This window comes from Pedobacter cryoconitis (assembly GCF_014207135.1).
GTDB lineage: Bacteria > Bacteroidota > Bacteroidia > Sphingobacteriales > Sphingobacteriaceae > Pedobacter > Pedobacter cryoconitis_D.
The window spans coordinates 1-17,760 of sequence record NZ_JACHCC010000014.1 but is presented as its reverse complement, the minus strand read 5'-3'; the positions used below and the strand labels follow the sequence as shown (position 1 = coordinate 17,760).

The window sequence follows — 17,760 nt, the reverse complement described above, 5'->3', positions numbered from 1 at the left end:
ATGTCACTCTGGGAGCAATACTCCGCAGTAAGGTCACATAGCGTATCTATATGTGCTGAATTGCAAAAAGAAGACTACGTAGTACAGCCAGTTGTTGAGGTCAGTCCGCCAAAGTGGCATCTGGGTCATACCACCTGGTTTTTTGAGACATTTATTCTAATTCCTCATGCTGTAGCCTATCAACCTTTTAATGCTGATTATAATTATGTGTTCAATAGCTATTATGAGAATATTGGTGCAAGGGTAATCCGTACGGACAGGGGGAACCTGAGCAGGCCTACAGTAGATGATATTTTCCATTACCGTGCCTATGTAGATGAAGCCATGCAGAAATTCCTCCGCAGCGGTGTAAATGATGAAATAGAAGAACTGCTGATTCTAGGTTTAAACCATGAACAGCAGCATCAGGAGCTGTTATGGTATGATATTAAATACATCCTGGGGCACAACCCACTTTTCCCTTCTTATGCTTTGAAAAATATAGAACAACAGCTGGAGACAGGAGCCGATGGCTGGGTTGATTTCAGGGAAGGTGTATATGAGATAGGTTACCAGGGAGACCAGTTCCATTTCGATAATGAATTAGGCAGACATAAAGTATATATACAGAATTTCAGTATTGCTACCCGGCTGGTGAGTAATGCCGAATATCTTGAATTTATTGAAGCTGGTGGATATGAGGATTTTAACCTATGGCATGCAGAGGCCTGGGACTGGTTAAAGGAGACGGGTATTCAATCACCCCTTTACTGGTATGAAATAAATGGACAATGGCATCGCTATAGTTTATCGGGTTTGGAAGTCTTAAAGCTGGATTCTCCTGTTTCCCATATAAGTTATTATGAAGCATCGGCCTATGCCCAATGGAAAGGAATGCGTTTGCCGACGGAATTTGAATGGGAGGTCGCATCTGCACAATTTTCCTGGGGTAAACTTTGGGAATGGACAGAAAGTGCTTACCTTCCTTATCCTGGATTCTCTAAAGCTCCGGGAGCACTTGGAGAATATAATGGTAAATTTATGGTCAATCAGAAAGTACTGCGTGGTGCATCAGTTGCGACTCCCGCAAACCACAGCAGGAACACATACAGAAACTTTTTTCACCCAAATCTGCGCTGGATGTTCAGCGGTATAAGGCTCTCAAAATAACTATATGAATCAATTTCTAAAAGAGGTTTTACAGGATCTAAGTCAAACACAAAAGAGTTTAAATTCTAAGTATTTCTATGATGGGAAAGGGGATAAGCTGTTCCAGGAAATCATGGATTGCCCGGAATATTATCCCACTAATTGTGAGAAGGAGATTTTCAGGGACAGGACTACAGACCTGGCTATAGCTCTGAAAAATGGATTTAATACTTTTGACCTGATCGAGATGGGAGCCGGAGATGCTACTAAATCAAGCTATCTGCTAAAAGAACTAATAGATACAAAGGTTGATTTCACCTATATGCCTATAGATATTTCTTCTGCTATGATCGTGCATTTAGAGCAGTCATTGCCCGAGAAAATCGAGGGGCTTAAAGTGCATGGATTAAACGGTGAGTATTTTGAAATGCTGGAAAAGGCAAATCATATCTCCTTCAGGAAAAAAGTTGTTTTACTGCTGGGCGGGAATATTGGGAATGAAACACCGGAAAATGCAATTGAATTTTGCCGTAAAATACGTGCTTCTTTGCAGGAAGGGGATCTCGTGCTGGTAGGTTTTGATTTGAAAAAGAACCCGCGTACTATCCTTGCTGCCTATAATGATGCGGCAGGATTTACCAGGGACTTTAACCTGAACCTGCTCCACCGGATTAATAATGAGCTGGATGGTGATTTTGATACAGAGCAATTTGAACATTATCCAACCTATGACCCGGTAACCGGTGCCTGTAAAAGTTATCTCGTCAGCAGGATTGAACAAGAGGTCAGGATTTCTGGACAGTCTTTTCATTTTAAAGAGAATGAACCTATTTATATGGAGATTTCACAGAAATATAGTGTAGAGGAAACTGAAGAGATGGCAAAAATTGCCGGTTTTAAAAGTGTCGCACATTTCTTTGACCATAAAAAATGGTTTGTGGATACGGTCTGGCAGTGTATCTAAGCTCGTTTTCTGAACTGAACATCAGTATTTTGTCAAAAAGAATCATTTAATAGATATATCGGGAAAAGTCGATATATCTTTGTCTTATGGATCAGGTAGAAGTGTTTAAAGCACTGTCAAATAAGACAAGATTAATGATTTTGCAATGGCTCAAAGAGCCGGAACTGAATTTCCCTCCTCAAGAGGTAGACATGAAAGAGGTGGGCGTTTGTGTGGGTCAGATCCACCAAAAAGCTCAGCTTACACAGTCAACTATTTCAGAATATTTGTCGGTTCTTCAACGGACAGGTTTGATAGAATCCACCCGTATAGGGCAGTGGACCTATTACAAACGCAATGAAGAAGCCTGTCAGGAACTCAAACGACTTTTAGAAACTTCACTATAAATTTAATGGATATGAATACAGACAGTTTGTTTCAGCCCTTTAAGCTGAAAACTTTAACTATGAAAAACAGGCTGGTGATGGCCCCGATGACACGTGCATTCTCACCAGACGGAATTCCGACAGCCGATGTAGCTGAATATTATCGTAAAAGAGCAGCTGGTGACGTAGGATTGATTTTGTCAGAAGGTACAGTGATTGACCGTCCTTCTTCTTCATACGACCCAAAAATTCCACATTTCTACGGAGAAAAGGCATTGGCGGGATGGGATAAAGTCATTCAGGATGTACATGCCGCAGGAGGACAGATGGGGCCTCAGATCTGGCATATGGGCGTAATGGAAAACCATGCTTCTGGCTGGTTACCTTCATCTCCGTTTGAAGGTCCTTCAGGTTTTGTTAAACCGGGAGAACTGAATGGAAAAGCAATGACCGAAAGCGATATCGCTGATGCTATTTCGGCTTATGGAAGAGCTGCGGCTGATGCAAAAAGATTAGGATACGACACAGTAGAGATACATGGTGCTCATGGTTATCTGATTGACCAGTTTTTCTGGGATCAGCTGAATCATCGTACTGATAAATATGGTGGTAAAACACTGGCCGAAAGAAGTCGCTTTGCTGTAGAGGTAATTAAAGAGGTGCGCAGACAGGTGGGGGATGATTTTGCAGTTATTCTTCGTTTATCCCAGTGGAAACCGCTGGATTATAATTTTAAGCTTGCGGCTAATCCTGCTGAAATGGAAAAATGGTTAAACCCTATGGTTGAGGCAGGTGTAGACATCCTGCACTGTTCTCAACGCCGTTTCTGGGAACCTGAATTTGAAGGTTCAGAATTGAATTTTGCAGGATGGGCAAAGAAGATAACAGGTGCGGCAACGATTACTGTTGGATCGGTAGGATTAAGTGGAGACTTTATGGGTGCTTTCCGCGGAGAAGCTTCTCAACCTAGTTCTCTCGATGAATTAATCAGAAGAATGGATAGAGGAGACTTTGATCTGGTAGCGGTTGGCAGACCATTACTGGCAGATCCGGAGTGGGTTCAAAAGATCCGTGATCACCGTGTGGATGAACTTAAAGGCTTTACAAGTGATGCGCTTGCACAATTAGTTTAATTTTATGCAATCATCAGTTCAACTCAGGATTTCTTCAGAATTACCAATAACAACCAATCAGCTGATACAAACCATTGACCAGTATGCAGAGCAGGTTGCTTATATGCTGCAGGCCTATCATCCTCATGAAAAGGCGAGCGGGGTAGAAGTTATGCCGGAGAGTATGAGTCATACTCCGTTGGGGTTGATCACTTTAGAACTTAGTTATCAGTTGGAGCAATTTAATGTTTGCAGAGCAATTGATGCTGTAAGAAGAGAAAAGATGGTTGTGAGTGTCTTTGTTGATCAGCAGAGAGGAGAACTGGAGCTTAGAGGAGAATATTGGCCGGAGAGAGAAACTGATTAAGATCTCATTATAATAGTTTGAAAAAGAGTCTGATACCATAGATTTATGGGGCAGGCTCTTTTTATACCTTATATAGATGAAAAGAGTTTAAGACCGGGGCCATTTCCAGGCATGCCAGATGATAGTTAAAGTAATTATAATCTCTAAAACACCTAAAAATATATAAAAGATCCACCAGGGAGCAATGGAGGCAAGGACCGTCAATATCATAATGATAGTATAGACTAATCCCATGATTATATTTAACAGGCGGTTTATTTTTGGTTTGAGTGTTAAAGAAAGAAATACCATGAGGGCAGGAATAGCCAGTACTATAGAGAATACCAATAAATTTGATGGAGTAGTTGGTCCGATCCCCATTTGACCATGCATCAAGTCCTTTATCCGCCCAGGAACAAATAATGAAAAAATATCGCCATAAACGTAGCAAAACATTACTGTTGCCCATAGTGCAGATAATTTGATCTTTACATTTATCTTGAAATCCTCCAATATATGCGGGGTTGTTTGATTTGAATCCATTATATGCTGTTTAGATTGTTTTCTGTTGTATGTTTCTTTTCCTTAACCCCCATAATCAGGAGCCACAAGCAGGTGCCAACTTCACCAAGGCTGGCGGGTAAGGTAACATAGTCTGAGATAATTGTCTTGTTATAACTATCCTTAAAAAGAAATCCTCCAGTAAAGTTGATCAGGTATCCGAAGCACCCGATCATTAGCAGGATACCCAGGAATTTTGGCAGGAATCCGGACTTGCATACTAAGTAACCGAAAGGAAGGAGCCACAAACCCCAGAATATTGACGCAATTTGATTCCCATTTTCATAAGAATGAAGATAGAGCATCACCTGAGATTGCAGTTTTTCTATTTCAAATACTTTGAGATAATCAGATTTGCTTAACAGATTCAGAACTGCAAATTTGTTGAGTGTATTCACTAAAGAAATTGGGACACTTACAGCTGATAATATGACCATTAGTATTGCAGAGGTTTTGTTAACCTGTTTCAATAACTGGTATAAAACAAAGGGTAACAACAGGAAGGCGAGGTAACAGATTAAACCGCTCAGGATACCCAGACGGAATAGCATCTCTGAATCCGTAATATTTTTAAAAGTAGCTGCAGCATTCCCCCAGACAATGAGTTTATCGGGGACATATCCCAGGTTAAAGGTTCCGGTTAAAATGACGATGAGGTATAATAAGCCTGCTATTCTTGCTGTTTTTTTGTTTGAGCCCATATTTTTAAGATCTGTCCAAAGCAAGACGATAAAATTTCATTGGAGGTTGCATGAAGTTAAAAAAAGAAAAGCTATATGTAATAAAGATCATTTAAAATGATGCATAAAAAAAGAGGGTGCCTTTTGGACACCCTCTCTTATTCTTAAATGCAGTTCCGATTAAAATAAAGAGAATTCAACTCTTCTGTTTTTCTGACGGCCAGCTGCAGTTTTGTTAGATGCAATTGGTTGGTTTGGACCGTAACCAGTAGCTTCGATACGAGATGCATTAGCACCTTGTGAAACTAAATAAGTTTTGATCGCTTCTGCTCTGTCTTTCGATAAACGTAAGTTTAAAGCCATTGATCCAGTGTTATCTGTGTGACCAGCTAGTTTTAAGCTAAAGTTTTTCTCTACTAATAAAGCAGCAACTCTGTTTAATGTGTTGTAAGAAGTTGGACGTAATGTCGCTTTACCTAAATCAAACTCTAAGTTTCTGATGGCTTCATCAACAACTTTACGATCTTCAGCTGTAACGATTACTTTTTCTTTAATGATTTGTTTTGGAGTTTTTAACGGGCAACCAGCACCATCAACAACTGTATTTGGAGGTGTTCCAGGACATTTGTCAAATTTGTTAGCTACACCATCACCATCTTCATCACCCATGTCTTTTGCGTATTGCTCCTGATCTCTCAGTCTGTTTTGCTCAGAGGTAGATAATGCTCTTCTTAACTCAGCACTTTCGGCTGCACTTTCTTCACGAACGGCCGCAATAGGACTAAAGTTCTGTAGTTGAGAAGTTCCTCTTTTACCCAATGCAATCTCGACGCCTGCATGTGCATAAGTGAATTTGTCATTGGTAGCACTTCTTACACCATCAAAGTTATTGGTTTTCATGAAGTTAACTGTGTATCCTAAGTCAAGGTTAACACCTTTTGATAAACCGAATTTTAAGCCTGCGCCAACCGGAATGAACCAATGTTCTCCATAATTAGTACTTCCTGCATCTACGCCAGCTGTTGGCAATGCATTAGTTTTTGCACTTGAAGACATATAACCTGCACCAGCTGTCAAATAAGGTGAAATCACTGAACGTTTGTGATTTAAACTCATGTTTGCAATAGTAAAGTTACCACTAACTGCTGCTGACCAATCAATACGTGTTTCAAAACTAGTGTTTTGTTGTACACTACCATCAGCATTGTTAGCTCTTAATCCTTTCACCTTACCTGCGAGAAAGTCAGCCTGGATACCAAATGAAGGAAGGATTTGTTTCTTAATGTAACCTCCGTAACCCCAGCTTTCTTGTGGTGTGGCGAAATCCCCGTTAGCTCTGTTATTGAAAGGAGTGTAGTGAGTTAACATACCACCGTTTAAACCTATTGACCAGGTACGGAAATCTTTCTTCTCAAAACGCTTTGTTGTATCAGGATTCATGTCCTGAGCAAATAATGAGGTTGATAATCCTACTAAGGATAATATCAAAGCCGATTTTGTAATTCTTGAGTTCATCTCTATATTTCTAGTTAGATATTAAATGTTCAGTTTGTTGCTGAATGATAGTCAATACGTAATAACCCTGCCAAAAAAAGAGATGTGTTGTTTTTTTATGTATTAAATGTGTTGATAGTGAGTTACTTGTGTGTAAGTTTGGCGTTTTGTTCGAGATTGGCCTTTGCCAGATGGATTTTAATAAACTGTATAGTATTTGCTACAAAATAGCTCGTCTGACTTTATGTTATCTTATTTTTATTCTTGAAATTTAAGTGTTAAAGCTCAAATACTTCACCCTTTTCAGGAATAATTGCTATATACCCGGCTTCCGAAATTGCAGTTGCCAGACTTTCCAGACTTTTAGATTCTCCATGAACAAGAAATACTTTTTTTAATTTTTCGGGCCGTTGTTGCAAGACATTGTTCATCAGATCGTCATGATCACCATGTCCGCTGAGCAGATCTGTTTGTTTAATAGTTGCAAAAACCATAAGGTCACGATGACGTAAACGGACTATAGGGTCTCCTCTTAGCAGTCGGTTCCCTAAAGTACCCTTGGCGCAATAACCTATAAACAGGATTGTGCAATAGTAATTCTGGATATTATGATATAAGTGATCCTGTATACGACCGCCCTCCAGCATTCCTGCTGAAGAGATAATGATACAAGGCTCATGATAATTGGAAATCGAGAGGCTTTCTCGTTTGTCCTGGACATAAGAGAGTTCTTCAAATTCAAATTCGTCCCCTTTCCGATTATAAAAATCCTGTGATTCTTCATTCAGTAAATGATGATGTTTACGGTAAACATCAGTAGCAAAGCTGGCTAGTGGACTGTCGACAAATATTTTTACAGGTGGTAATAGTCCTTCGCTGAAGATCTTATTTAGCGAATAGACTAAAGCCTGAGTTCTTCCGATACTAAAGGCCGGAATGATCAGTCTCCCTGGAAATTTAACACAGGTTTCGTTAATTGTTTCTACGAGTTTCTGCTCAATTGTTGTGTCTTTACTATGGAGCCTTCCTCCGTATGTGGATTCAGAAACCAAATAGTCTACTTCAGGAATTGGCTGCGGGTCAACCAGTACGGGATAGTTTTTGCGGCCGATATCACCGGTGAAAGCAATCTTTTTCTCCTGGCCATTTTCCTGAATAGTTAATACCACAGCTGCTGCTCCTAATAAATGACCTACAGGAATAAAACGCAGGGCTATATCTTCAGTAATATTAAAATCCTTATCAAAGGATACGGTCACAAAACGGTCCATTACATCCATCACATGTTTATGAAGATATAATGGTTTTGGGCCTGATCCGGCTCTTTTTCCTCTTCCTCGTTTATTCTGTTTACTCAGAAATACATTGACCGAGTCCATCAGTAAGAGTTCCGTCAGGTCGGCAGTTGGTGGGGTACAAAGTATCTGGCCATTAAAGCCCATTCTTACCAGAGTAGGTAAATTTCCTGAATGGTCAATGTGTGCATGAGTTAAAATTACGACGTCTATTGACGAAGGGTCAAATGGAAAATACTGGTTCTCTTCCTGAAAAGTATCCTTTTCATAATCGAGTCCACAATCAATCAGTATGTTGTAATTTTGCGATTGAAGCAGGTGCATACTTCCTGTTACTTGTTTCGCTGCTCCCCAAATCGTTAATTTCATGTCTGTATCTGTTTTCCTGCAATCATAGAGTTTGTTTAAATTTATCAGATAACATTAAGCAAACTCTTACTCTTTCCTGCTTTGAATAAGTTTAAAAAGAATAAAAAGATTAGCAATATATCATTTTAAAAGCTAAGGATTATCAATATAGGGAAAATCATTTTCCTTTGTTTTGTATTTTATTGTAATACAAGATGATTAAAAAATAGTAAACTTTACAAGTTCAGCTCATCGAGCAGGGAGGTCTTAAAGTCATAGTTGACTTTCTGAGGTATATATATACTATGAACCAGTTTCCAGTTGAGCAACTCGTCGTTGAACTGAGGTAAATCAAGTTCTGATTTTAATGCAGCTGCAGTATAAAAAGCAGTACGTGAAGGATGATCCGGTGAACATGCATTACAAGTATAGCCAAAAGCCCGTTGTTCAATAATACTCAGCGTAAGTCCAATGCAATCTGACAGATGGATTAGATTTACAGGGGCATTTCCGTTGGATATAGCTATTTTTCCAGCAAAGAACCTTCCTGGGTCTCTTCCGGGACCGATTAATCCACCAAATCTAAGAATGGTGGTGCGGAAAGTAGTATTACTTTTTAGGAGTAATTCGGCAGCCAGCATTACTTTACCAGAGTCAGTTTCAGGAGTAGGGAGGGTTAGTTCGTTAACTTCTCCCTGGTGATCCGCGTAAACGGATGTCGAACTGATAAAAATGATGTCAGCTACTTTATTAAGTGTAGCTGCTGCTGAGATACGTGCTATTTTTGAAGAGAAAGTATGCTGTTCGGCTGTGTTTCTTTTTGGAGGAATACAGATTATTAAAACAGAACAATCGAAAAAAACGGGGTTGGGGTCATCTTCATCTTCGGTAAAGCTGATAAGATATGGGTTTATCCCTGATTGTTCTAAATCGGCTAATTTTTTAGGGGTAGTTGTAGATCCGTTGACCGTATAACCTTTTTTTACTAATTGCTTAGCCAGGGCAAAACCATACCATCCGCAACCAAGTATGCTGATTTTTTCGTTTAACATAGTGATTTAGCTTATCTCTTTTGAGCAGCAGTTTATAAAAAGAAAAGGGGTGATGCATTGCACCACCCCTTTTCTCAATTTAACGAATTTCTTAAAGAACAGTTACATTAGAAGCCTCAGGGCCTTTTTTACCGTCATTTAATTCGAATTCTACATTGTCACCTTCATTCAATTCTCTGAATGAATCTCCTGCAATTGCAGAAAAATGCACGAAAATATCTTTTCCTCCATCTTCTGGAGTTATAAAACCAAACCCTTTTGCAGAATTAAACCATTTAACTTTTCCTGTTGTACGCATATTAATATTATAAATTTCGCTGTGAAAATAATCAATTGAATACTAATATCCAAAATCTTAATTGCTTATTCTTTTAGTTTTACGGGAATTGAACAAACAGCAGCCGATGACTTTTGTTATTAATAAAGTATAAAAGATGAGTCTTTGATAAATTATGGAAAGAGAAAAGAACAGGATTAAAACGGGTAACAGTGAGCGGGACTCGGCTGATTATCCGGATGCTGATAATTTAGGACTAGATGCCGATTATTCTTCTGTGAACCCGGGAAGGGCGAATTACAACAATGATAATGATAGGATTTCTCATAATCCTGATGGTGAGGATGATAGTCATAATACAAAAGAATTACCGGGCCATTCTCCATTAATGGATAAATGATTTATGCTCTGTATAATGGGTGCTAAATTAATTGTGGCATCATTTTAGCATTTAATTAATATAGATTAATTATTTAACACACACATTATGAAAAGGATATTCGCCATACTCGCTATTGCTCTTGCATTTACAGCATGTACTAATGCTAAAAAGGAAGAAGCTATTAAGCTAGCGGCAATTAAAGCTGTAAAAGACAGTATACGTTTAGATAGTTTTAAAAAAGCTGACTTGGTTCAAAAACAACAGGCCGCTAAAATTCAGGATGAGAAAAGAGTTTTGATGTTGGCTTCTGCTAAAGCTGCTGAAAATGCTCCTGCTGCTACTATGGCATCAACCGATAATCATCAGGCTCCTGTTAAGGCAAAGAAAAAAGGATGGAGTAGTGCGGCCCTGGGAACTGTTATTGGTGCTGGTGCTGGTGGATTAGGTGGAGCACTTATTGATAAAAAGAAAGGTAGAGGTGCTATTATTGGTGGGGTAGCAGGTGCTGGTGCAGGATATCTGATCGGTCGTGGACAGGATAAGAGATCCGGTAGAGTTGCGTCGAATTAATTAGAAGCAAGAAAAGAAATAAATAAAAAAGCCTGATCTATTTAGATCAGGCTTTTTTATTTATTTCTTTTCTGGTGGTGTAGATACAATTTCACCAAATTCATTTACGTATGCCATCATACTTTCCAAATCACCACCTGTAGAATTTTGTTTGCGTTCTTCTTTGCGCTGTTCTTTATCCTCTTTCTTCTTCTGCCTGTTTTTTTCTAGTTGCTTCTTCATGAAGGTCGCCTGAGATTTAGCCATAAATTTCCCTGTTTAATTAAAAAATAACTCTTCTCTGCTGTTACTTGTTAAGGCGTTCCATAACCATTGGTGTGGATCGATCTAGCCCGAATATAACTTAAATTCCCGGGCAACAACGGTTGGGTAGCCAGGAGAAATTGAATCTAATCAAATGGATTGATTAGCAAGTAAGTATTAAGAGAGTCTGTGTTTATACTCCGTTCTCCGCAAATATACGAAAAAAAATTTATTTACGAAAGGGACCTGGCTGATCTGTCTTTGTTGCGATAGAATATGCCCTGTTTTGATCTGTTGATTGGTAGGTGTGAAGTGGGGAATCTGTATTGATAATGTATTAATTATTCTTTAAAGATAATTAATTGGGTTTATTTATTTGTTTAAAACATTTAAAATATCTTTTTAAGTTAAATTAGTTCTTTTTGTTTTAAAAATGTTCTTTTTGAGAGTGATTCAGTCTTTCTGATAATTGGTTTTTGTGTTTTGTTGATGTGTGTATTTAATTACCCGTTGTGGGGAATTAAATACACTTTTACTTTGATGTTAACAAATATTTAACTTCTTATGTTCTTGTTTTTTAAAATAGTTTTGTATCTAGGGATCTGGATTGAATAGCTATGTACTTGTGTTTAATACGATTTATATAAACAAGGATATGAGTGTACAACTTTTAGAAGTGTTTTTTATATTAAATATGGCTTGATAAATAATTTTTGGCACAAAAATTATTAAAAATGAATTTTGAGCGTTCAAAATTTGGAAAATACTATTAATTGTTCCTATTTTGTGGGGGTAAATTGTATTATTAACTAATGTGAAATATTGATTCGGAGATATTCGAGGTTTTTAACTCTCTGGTGTTATTTGATGGCTTTATAAATCCCGATTAGTTTTTGCATTAGTGATAAGCAGGATACGTTGATTAGTCTACGCTAACGCTTTCTATGAAAAAACCGCTCCGTTTTAAACTCTTAAAAAGGTTTACTTCGATGATATGCTCGTTCACAGAGCTTATGAATCGTAGGGGAGCGTATAACTGTACACTTCTACTGGTTTTTCTGTTACTTACACTAAATCCTTTTTTCTCGAAAGCTCAGTTTCCTTACAATGAAACCTTTAGGAATTCTACTACGAATAAGTCGGATGTGGTGTTTGGAGGGGCGAAGCCAGCTTTCCTAACAGCCACGTCTATTGATACTGAAGGAAACGGTTATCTGCGATTGACTGATAATACAGGAAATCAAAAAGCTTATGTTTATTCTAATAATGTTTTCCTGGGTACATATGGTTTAAATATTGAATTTGAATATTTTACGTATGGGGGGACTGGTGCTGATGGAATTTGTTTTTTTCTGTTTGATGCTGCGGTTAATTCCTCAAGTTTTAATATAGGAGGATTTGGAGGGTCTTTAGGATATGCACAGCTATATCAGAATAAGATTACTTATCCTGGTGTTAGTTCTGGTTACCTGGGGATTGGGTTAGACGAATTTGGGAATTATTCAAATAATAACGAGAACAGGCAGGGGGGGGATCCTGCGGGACAAGTCAGTGATAATATAACCTTGCGTGGTGCAGGAAATGGTTCGGCTGCTGTAAGTACAAATTATCCCTGGCTTAAAACGACTCAGACCTCAGCGCTTACCGGTGTAGATCAGTTTAGTATTGCCGGGAATCTGCGGGGAGCTGTTGACGGGGCACCTGAATATCGCAAGGTATTTATTAACCTGGTACCAAGACCGGGAGGTGGCCTGTTTATAAATGTGAGTGTCAAACATGGAAGTACGATTACTAAGGTCGTTACTAATTACCCTTATACCACACCTATTCCTGTGCAGGGATTGAAATATGGAATCTCATCTTCAACAGGCGGGAGTACTAACTTTCATGAAATAAGAGGACTGAGTTTAACTGTTGACCCTAAGTTTTTAGCAACACCAGTTGCGCCGAATCCTCAAACAAGTATATGCCAAGGTGTTACTGGCAGTTTAGATATCTTATCAGGAGCTACTACTCCGAATGCGGGCGGTGCTCCAAATCCATATAATGTAGACCTTGATCCGATCACTCCTGGTATTCAGCAGACTGTCACCACATCTGCTGGAATTTTTAGTTTTGATCCTGTTATTACTAAAATGCTGACTTTCAATCCTGCTGTAGGGTTTAGTGGTAGTTCTGCATCAATCAATTTTAATTTCATGGATATTTATGGTGCTTTATCTACTACGGGTACGGCTACTTTTAATATCTTCACTCCGATAATTACCACGCAGCCTGTAGGGACTACTGTTTGTAAAGGGTCGACATTCACCACTTCTGTAGTTGCTTCCGGAACTGGTATCCTTTATCAATGGCAATATCTGAATGCCATAGGGGTATGGACAAATCTTACTGATGGTGGTAGTATATCAGGATCGGCGACTAGTACGCTTTCTATCAGTAATATACAGCTTGCTGCAAATAACAATCAGTACAGGGTCGTAGTCAGTACCCTGGCGGGAACGTGTAGTGTGGCTTCGAACCCGGTAGTTTTAGCAGTTAATCCTACTATGACTGCAACGATTTCACCAATTACTCAATCTGTATGCCTGGGGAGTGCTGCTATCCCAATTACTTTTAAAGGCACAAATGGTACAAGCCCTTATACTTTTACTTATACTGTATCTGATGGAACAACTACTAGCCCTGTGCAAACTCAGACAACATCAGCCTCGAGCGATAATGTGACATTTAATCAGCCGACTAATGTGGCAGGTGTGTTTACTTATAATATGATCAGTGTTTCGAGCGCAACAGGTTGTACAGATAAATCGTTTGAAGTAAGCAAAATTACAGTTTTACCAAATGCTACAATAGGGGTTGCTACAGGATCAGGGCCGGCTACTCAGAATGTCTGTGCTGGTGCTGCGATACAGCCAATTGTTTTCCAGGCTAAGGATGCTGGAGGTATAGATGACGTTGTTTTTGATAAAGTGCTTCCGGGTGTTACAGGTGTATATGACGGGAGTACAAAGCAGATGACTATCAGTGGAACTCCGACTGCTTTGGCTTTGCCGGGGGATTACTCATACACAGTTACTACTGTAGGTGGATGTTCTTCAGCCACTAGTGTCGGTAAGATTACAGTATTACCAAATACAACTATAAGCCTGGCTTCTGCAGTAAAGACTGATCAGCAGGTAATTTGTCTGAATCAGCCAATAGTTAATATTGTTTATCAGGTGACTAATGGTTCTGGGGCTGTTGCGGCAGGGTTACCTGCGGAGTTAAGTCAATCTTATAATGCTGCAACAGGTTTATTTACTATCAGTGGAACACCAAAAACGGCAGGCTCATTAAGTTATCAGGTTACAGCAACCGGAGCATGCGTTTCTCCGACAGCTAATGGAACTATTACTATTAATCCTATTGCCAGTGTAAACCCGATTGCTGACATGGTTTATTGTAATAATGATGTATCTCCTGCATTAACTCCAGGAGGTCCGATTGCTACTGCAACTTATAGCTGGACTAATGACAATACGGCTATTGGCCTGGCCGCTTCGGGGAATGGAACTATACCGTTGTTTACTGCTGTAAATGCGGGTACTGCACCAGCCGTGGCCAATATTACGGTGACCCCGGCTTCTACCACAGGTTGTGCGGGTCTGCCATTGACTTTTAAGATTACGGTAAACCCGACCTCCAATGTAGCGGCCATCACAGATAAAGTTTACTGCAATACTGACCCAGTACCAGTTCTTACTTTAAGTGGTAATATCAGTGGAGATACTTATAAATGGAGCAATGACAATACTTCAATTGGTCTGGCTGCTTCGGGTGAAGGGACGCTTCCTGCATTTACGGCAACGAACTTAACCAATGCAGCAGTAGTTTCTAAGATTACTGTCACCCCAGTTTCAGCGGTAGGTTGTGCGGGTCTGCCATTGACTTTTAAGATTACAGTAAACCCGACTTCCAATGTAGCGGCTATCACGGATAAAGTTTACTGCAATACTGATCCAGTACCAGTTTTTACTTTAAGTGGTAATATCAGTGGAGATACTTATAAATGGAGCAATGACAATACTTCAATCGGACTAGCTGCTTCGGGTGAAGGGACACTTCCTGCATTTACGGCAACGAACTTAACCAATGCAGCAGTAGTTTCTAAGATTACTGTCACCCCAGTTTCAGCGGTAGGTTGCGCGGGTCTGCCATTGACTTTTAAGATTACAGTAAACCCGACTTCCAATGTAGCGGCTATCACGGATAAAGTTTACTGCAATACTGATCCAGTACCAGTTTTTACTTTAAGTGGTAATATCAGTGGAGATACTTATAAATGGAGCAATGACAATACTTCAATCGGACTAGCTGCTTCGGGTGAAGGGACACTTCCTGCATTTACGGCAACGAACTTAACCAATGCAGCAGTAGTTTCTAAGATTACTGTCACCCCAGTTTCAGCGGTAGGTTGTGCGGGTCTGCCATTGACTTTTAAGATTACAGTAAACCCAACTTCCAATGTAGCGGCTATCACGGATAAAGTTTACTGCAATACTGATCCAGTACCTGTTTTTACTTTAAGTGGTAATATCGGTGGAGATACTTATAAATGGAGCAATGACAATACTTCAATCGGACTAGCTGCTTCGGGTGAAGGGACACTTCCTGCATTTACGGCAACGAACTTAACCAATGCAGCAGTAGTTTCTAAGATTACTGTCACCCCAGTTTCAGCGGTAGGTTGCGCGGGTCTGCCATTGACTTTTAAGATTACAGTAAACCCGACTTCCAATGTAGCGGCCATTACAGATAAAGTTTATTGCAATACTGATCCAGTACCAGTTTTTACTTTAAGTGGTAATATCAGTGGAGATACTTATAAATGGAGCAATGACAATACTTCAATCGGACTAGCTGCTTCGGGTGAAGGGACACTTCCTGCATTTACGGCAACGAACTTAACCAATGCAGCAGTAGTTTCTAAGATTACTGTCACCCCAGTTTCAGCGGTAGGTTGTGCGGGTCTGCCATTGACTTTTAAGATTACAGTAAACCCAACTTCCAATGTAGCGGCTATCACGGATAAAGTTTACTGCAATACTGATCCAGTACCTGTTTTTATTTTAAGTGGTAATATCAGTGGAGATACTTATAAATGGAGCAATGACAATACTTCAATTGGACTAGCTGCTTCGGGTGAAGGGACACTTCCTGCATTTACGGCAACGAACTTAACCAATGCAGCAGTAGTTTCTAAGATTACTGTCACCCCAGTTTCAGCGGTAGGTTGCGCGGGTCTGCCATTGACTTTTAAGATTACAGTAAACCCAACTTCCAATGTAGCGGCTATCACAGATAAAGTTTACTGCAATACTGATCCAGTACCAGTTTTTACTTTAAGTGGTAATATCAGTGGAGATACTTATAGATGGAGCAATGACAATACGGCTATTGGTCTGGCTGCTTCGGGTGAAGGGACACTTCCTGCATTTACGGCAACGAACTTAACCAATGCAGCAGTAGTTTCTAAGATTACTGTCACCCCAGTTTCTGCGGTAGGTTGTGCGGGTCTGCCATTGACTTTTAAGATTACAGTAAACCCAACTTCCAATGTAGCGGCTATCACAGATAAAGTTTACTGCAATACTGATCCAGTACCAGTTTTTACTTTAAGTGGTAATATCAGTGGAGATACTTATAAATGGAGCAATGACAATACTTCAATTGGACTAGCTGCTTCGGGTGAAGGGACACTTCCTGCATTTACGGCAACTAACTTAACCAATGCAGCAGTAGTTTCTAAGATTACTGTCACCCCAGTTTCAGCGGTAGGTTGTGCGGGTCTGCCATTGACTTTTAAGATTACAGTAAACCCAACTTCCAATGTAGCGGCTATCACAGATAAAGTTTACTGCAATACTGATCCAGTACCAGTTTTTACTTTAAGTGGTAATATCAGTGGAGATACTTATAAATGGAGCAATGACAATACTTCAATCGGACTAGCTGCTTCGGGTGAAGGGACACTTCCTGCATTTACGGCAACGAACTTAACCAATGCAGCAGTAGTTTCTAAGATTACTGTCACCCCAGTTTCTGCGGTAGGTTGCGCGGGTCTGCCATTGACTTTTAAGATTACAGTAAACCCAACTTCTAATGTAGCGGCCATTACAGATAAAGTTTACTGCAATACTGATCCAGTACCAGTTTTTACTTTAAGTGGTAATATCGGTGGAGATACTTATAAATGGAGCAATGATAATACGGCTATTGGTCTGGCTGCTTCGGGTGAAGGGACACTTCCTGCATTTACGGCAACTAACTTAACCAATGCAGCAGTAGTTTCTAAGATTACTGTCACCCCAGTTTCTGCGGTAGGTTGCGCGGGTTTGCCATTGACTTTTAAGATTACAGTAAACCCGACTTCCAATGTAGCGGCTATCACGGATAAAGTTTACTGCAATACTGATCCAGTACCAGTTTTTACTTTAAGTGGTAATATCGGTGGAGATACTTATAAATGGAGCAATGATAATACGGCTATTGGTCTGGCTGCTTCGGGTGAAGGGACACTTCCTGCATTTACGGCAACGAACTTAACCAATGCAGCAGTAGTTTCTAAGATTACTGTCACCCCAGTTTCTGCGGTAGGTTGCGCGGGTTTGCCATTGACTTTTAAGATTACAGTAAACCCGACTTCCAATGTAGCGGCTATCACGGATAAAGTTTACTGCAATACTGATCCAGTACCAGTTTTTACTTTAAGTGGTAATATCAGTGGAGATACTTATAAATGGAGCAATGATAATACGGCTATTGGACTAGCTGCTTCGGGTGAAGGGACACTTCCTGCATTTACAGCAACGAACTTAACCAATGCAGCAGTAGTTTCTAAGATTACTGTCACCCCAGTTTCTGCGGTAGGTTGTGCGGGTCTGCCATTGACTTTTAAGAT

15 protein-coding genes are annotated in these 17,760 nt (G+C 39.8%); 8 read left to right on the top strand and 7 right to left on the bottom strand.

Features of this window, described 5'->3' with window-relative positions:
- From egtB to HDF25_RS22630, 5 genes are all read left to right on the top strand, one after another.
- Positions 1-1,149 (top strand): ergothioneine biosynthesis protein EgtB, encoded by a 1,149-nt coding sequence (egtB, locus tag HDF25_RS22650; RefSeq protein WP_184628688.1) that lies wholly within the window; start codon positions 1-3, stop codon positions 1,147-1,149.
- Positions 1,150-1,153: 4 nt separating this feature from the next.
- The gene (locus tag HDF25_RS22645; RefSeq protein WP_184628687.1) at positions 1,154-2,092 is read left to right on the top strand and encodes an L-histidine N(alpha)-methyltransferase; all 939 of its coding nucleotides are present in this window, start codon (positions 1,154-1,156) and stop codon (positions 2,090-2,092) included.
- 86 nt (positions 2,093-2,178) lie between these two features.
- Entirely contained in the window at positions 2,179-2,478 is a 300-nt protein-coding gene (locus tag HDF25_RS22640) for an ArsR/SmtB family transcription factor (protein WP_184628686.1), read from the top strand.
- 11 nt (positions 2,479-2,489) lie between these two features.
- On the top strand, positions 2,490-3,590 hold the full coding sequence (locus tag HDF25_RS22635) for an NADH:flavin oxidoreductase (protein ID WP_184628685.1): 1,101 nt from the start codon (positions 2,490-2,492) through the stop codon (positions 3,588-3,590).
- A 4-nt stretch (positions 3,591-3,594) separates the two neighbouring features.
- A complete protein-coding gene (locus HDF25_RS22630) occupies positions 3,595-3,936 on the top strand; it encodes a hypothetical protein (protein WP_184628684.1) in 342 nt (113 codons plus the stop codon).
- A gap of 87 nt (positions 3,937-4,023) precedes the next feature.
- On the opposite strand, the gene HDF25_RS22625 is transcribed toward HDF25_RS22630, so the two are convergent.
- The 6 genes from HDF25_RS22625 to HDF25_RS22600 all read right to left on the bottom strand — a co-directional run bounded on the left by HDF25_RS22625 (position 4,024) and on the right by HDF25_RS22600 (position 9,643).
- Positions 4,024-4,458: a DUF6326 family protein gene (locus HDF25_RS22625; protein WP_184628683.1), complete on the bottom strand. Its 435-nt coding sequence runs from the start codon at positions 4,456-4,458 to the stop codon at positions 4,024-4,026.
- Positions 4,458-5,177, bottom strand: a complete 720-nt coding sequence (locus HDF25_RS22620; protein ID WP_184628682.1) for a DUF4386 domain-containing protein — start codon at positions 5,175-5,177, stop codon at positions 4,458-4,460. Before HDF25_RS22620 ends, HDF25_RS22625 begins: the two co-directional genes overlap by 1 nt.
- A 159-nt stretch (positions 5,178-5,336) precedes the next feature.
- Positions 5,337-6,671 carry an OmpA family protein gene (locus HDF25_RS22615; RefSeq protein WP_184628681.1) on the bottom strand — a complete coding sequence of 445 codons (1,335 nt, stop codon included), beginning with the start codon at positions 6,669-6,671 and terminating at the stop codon, positions 5,337-5,339.
- Positions 6,672-6,928: 257 nt separating this feature from the next.
- Positions 6,929-8,314 carry an MBL fold metallo-hydrolase gene (locus HDF25_RS22610; RefSeq protein WP_184628680.1) on the bottom strand — a complete coding sequence of 462 codons (1,386 nt, stop codon included), beginning with the start codon at positions 8,312-8,314 and terminating at the stop codon, positions 6,929-6,931.
- Positions 8,315-8,529: 215 nt separating this feature from the next.
- Entirely contained in the window at positions 8,530-9,345 is an 816-nt protein-coding gene (locus HDF25_RS22605) for an SDR family oxidoreductase (RefSeq protein WP_184628679.1), read from the bottom strand.
- Positions 9,346-9,436: 91 nt separating this feature from the next.
- Positions 9,437-9,643, bottom strand: a complete 207-nt coding sequence (locus tag HDF25_RS22600; protein ID WP_037438206.1) for a cold-shock protein — start codon at positions 9,641-9,643, stop codon at positions 9,437-9,439.
- 154 nt (positions 9,644-9,797) lie between these two features.
- On the opposite strand from HDF25_RS22600, the gene HDF25_RS22595 reads away from it, so the two are divergent.
- Both HDF25_RS22595 and HDF25_RS22590 read left to right on the top strand, forming a co-directional pair.
- The gene (locus HDF25_RS22595) at positions 9,798-10,022 is read left to right on the top strand and encodes a hypothetical protein (RefSeq protein ID WP_184628678.1); all 225 of its coding nucleotides are present in this window, start codon (positions 9,798-9,800) and stop codon (positions 10,020-10,022) included.
- Positions 10,023-10,109: 87 nt separating this feature from the next.
- On the top strand, positions 10,110-10,574 hold the full coding sequence (locus HDF25_RS22590) for a YMGG-like glycine zipper-containing protein (RefSeq protein WP_184628677.1): 465 nt from the start codon (positions 10,110-10,112) through the stop codon (positions 10,572-10,574).
- A gap of 60 nt (positions 10,575-10,634) precedes the next feature.
- Here HDF25_RS22590 and HDF25_RS22585 read toward each other — a convergent pair whose 3' ends face one another.
- Entirely contained in the window at positions 10,635-10,820 is a 186-nt protein-coding gene (locus HDF25_RS22585) for a hypothetical protein (RefSeq protein ID WP_183879113.1), read from the bottom strand.
- Between the two features lie 1,010 nt (positions 10,821-11,830).
- On the opposite strand from HDF25_RS22585, the gene HDF25_RS22580 reads away from it, so the two are divergent.
- On the top strand, positions 11,831-17,760 hold a 5,930-nt coding region (locus tag HDF25_RS22580; protein WP_221451006.1), incomplete at its 3' end, for a PKD-like domain-containing protein.

What these genes read in the sequence shown, in the direction of transcription:
- egtB (WP_184628688.1), top strand. Translation starts at nt 1, where the DNA reads ATGTCACTCTGGGAGCAATACTCCGCAGTAAGGTCACATAGCGTATCT.
- HDF25_RS22645 (WP_184628687.1), top strand. Translation starts at nt 1,154, where the DNA reads ATGAATCAATTTCTAAAAGAGGTTTTACAGGATCTAAGTCAAACACAA.
- HDF25_RS22640 (WP_184628686.1), top strand. Translation starts at nt 2,179, where the DNA reads ATGGATCAGGTAGAAGTGTTTAAAGCACTGTCAAATAAGACAAGATTA.
- HDF25_RS22635 (WP_184628685.1), top strand. Translation starts at nt 2,490, where the DNA reads ATGAATACAGACAGTTTGTTTCAGCCCTTTAAGCTGAAAACTTTAACT.
- HDF25_RS22630 (WP_184628684.1), top strand. Translation starts at nt 3,595, where the DNA reads ATGCAATCATCAGTTCAACTCAGGATTTCTTCAGAATTACCAATAACA.
- HDF25_RS22625 (WP_184628683.1), bottom strand. Translation starts at nt 4,458, where the DNA reads ATGGATTCAAATCAAACAACCCCGCATATATTGGAGGATTTCAAGATA.
- HDF25_RS22620 (WP_184628682.1), bottom strand. Translation starts at nt 5,177, where the DNA reads ATGGGCTCAAACAAAAAAACAGCAAGAATAGCAGGCTTATTATACCTC.
- HDF25_RS22615 (WP_184628681.1), bottom strand. Translation starts at nt 6,671, where the DNA reads ATGAACTCAAGAATTACAAAATCGGCTTTGATATTATCCTTAGTAGGA.
- HDF25_RS22610 (WP_184628680.1), bottom strand. Translation starts at nt 8,314, where the DNA reads ATGAAATTAACGATTTGGGGAGCAGCGAAACAAGTAACAGGAAGTATG.
- HDF25_RS22605 (WP_184628679.1), bottom strand. Translation starts at nt 9,345, where the DNA reads ATGTTAAACGAAAAAATCAGCATACTTGGTTGCGGATGGTATGGTTTT.
- HDF25_RS22600 (WP_037438206.1), bottom strand. Translation starts at nt 9,643, where the DNA reads ATGCGTACAACAGGAAAAGTTAAATGGTTTAATTCTGCAAAAGGGTTT.
- HDF25_RS22595 (WP_184628678.1), top strand. Translation starts at nt 9,798, where the DNA reads ATGGAAAGAGAAAAGAACAGGATTAAAACGGGTAACAGTGAGCGGGAC.
- HDF25_RS22590 (WP_184628677.1), top strand. Translation starts at nt 10,110, where the DNA reads ATGAAAAGGATATTCGCCATACTCGCTATTGCTCTTGCATTTACAGCA.
- HDF25_RS22585 (WP_183879113.1), bottom strand. Translation starts at nt 10,820, where the DNA reads ATGGCTAAATCTCAGGCGACCTTCATGAAGAAGCAACTAGAAAAAAAC.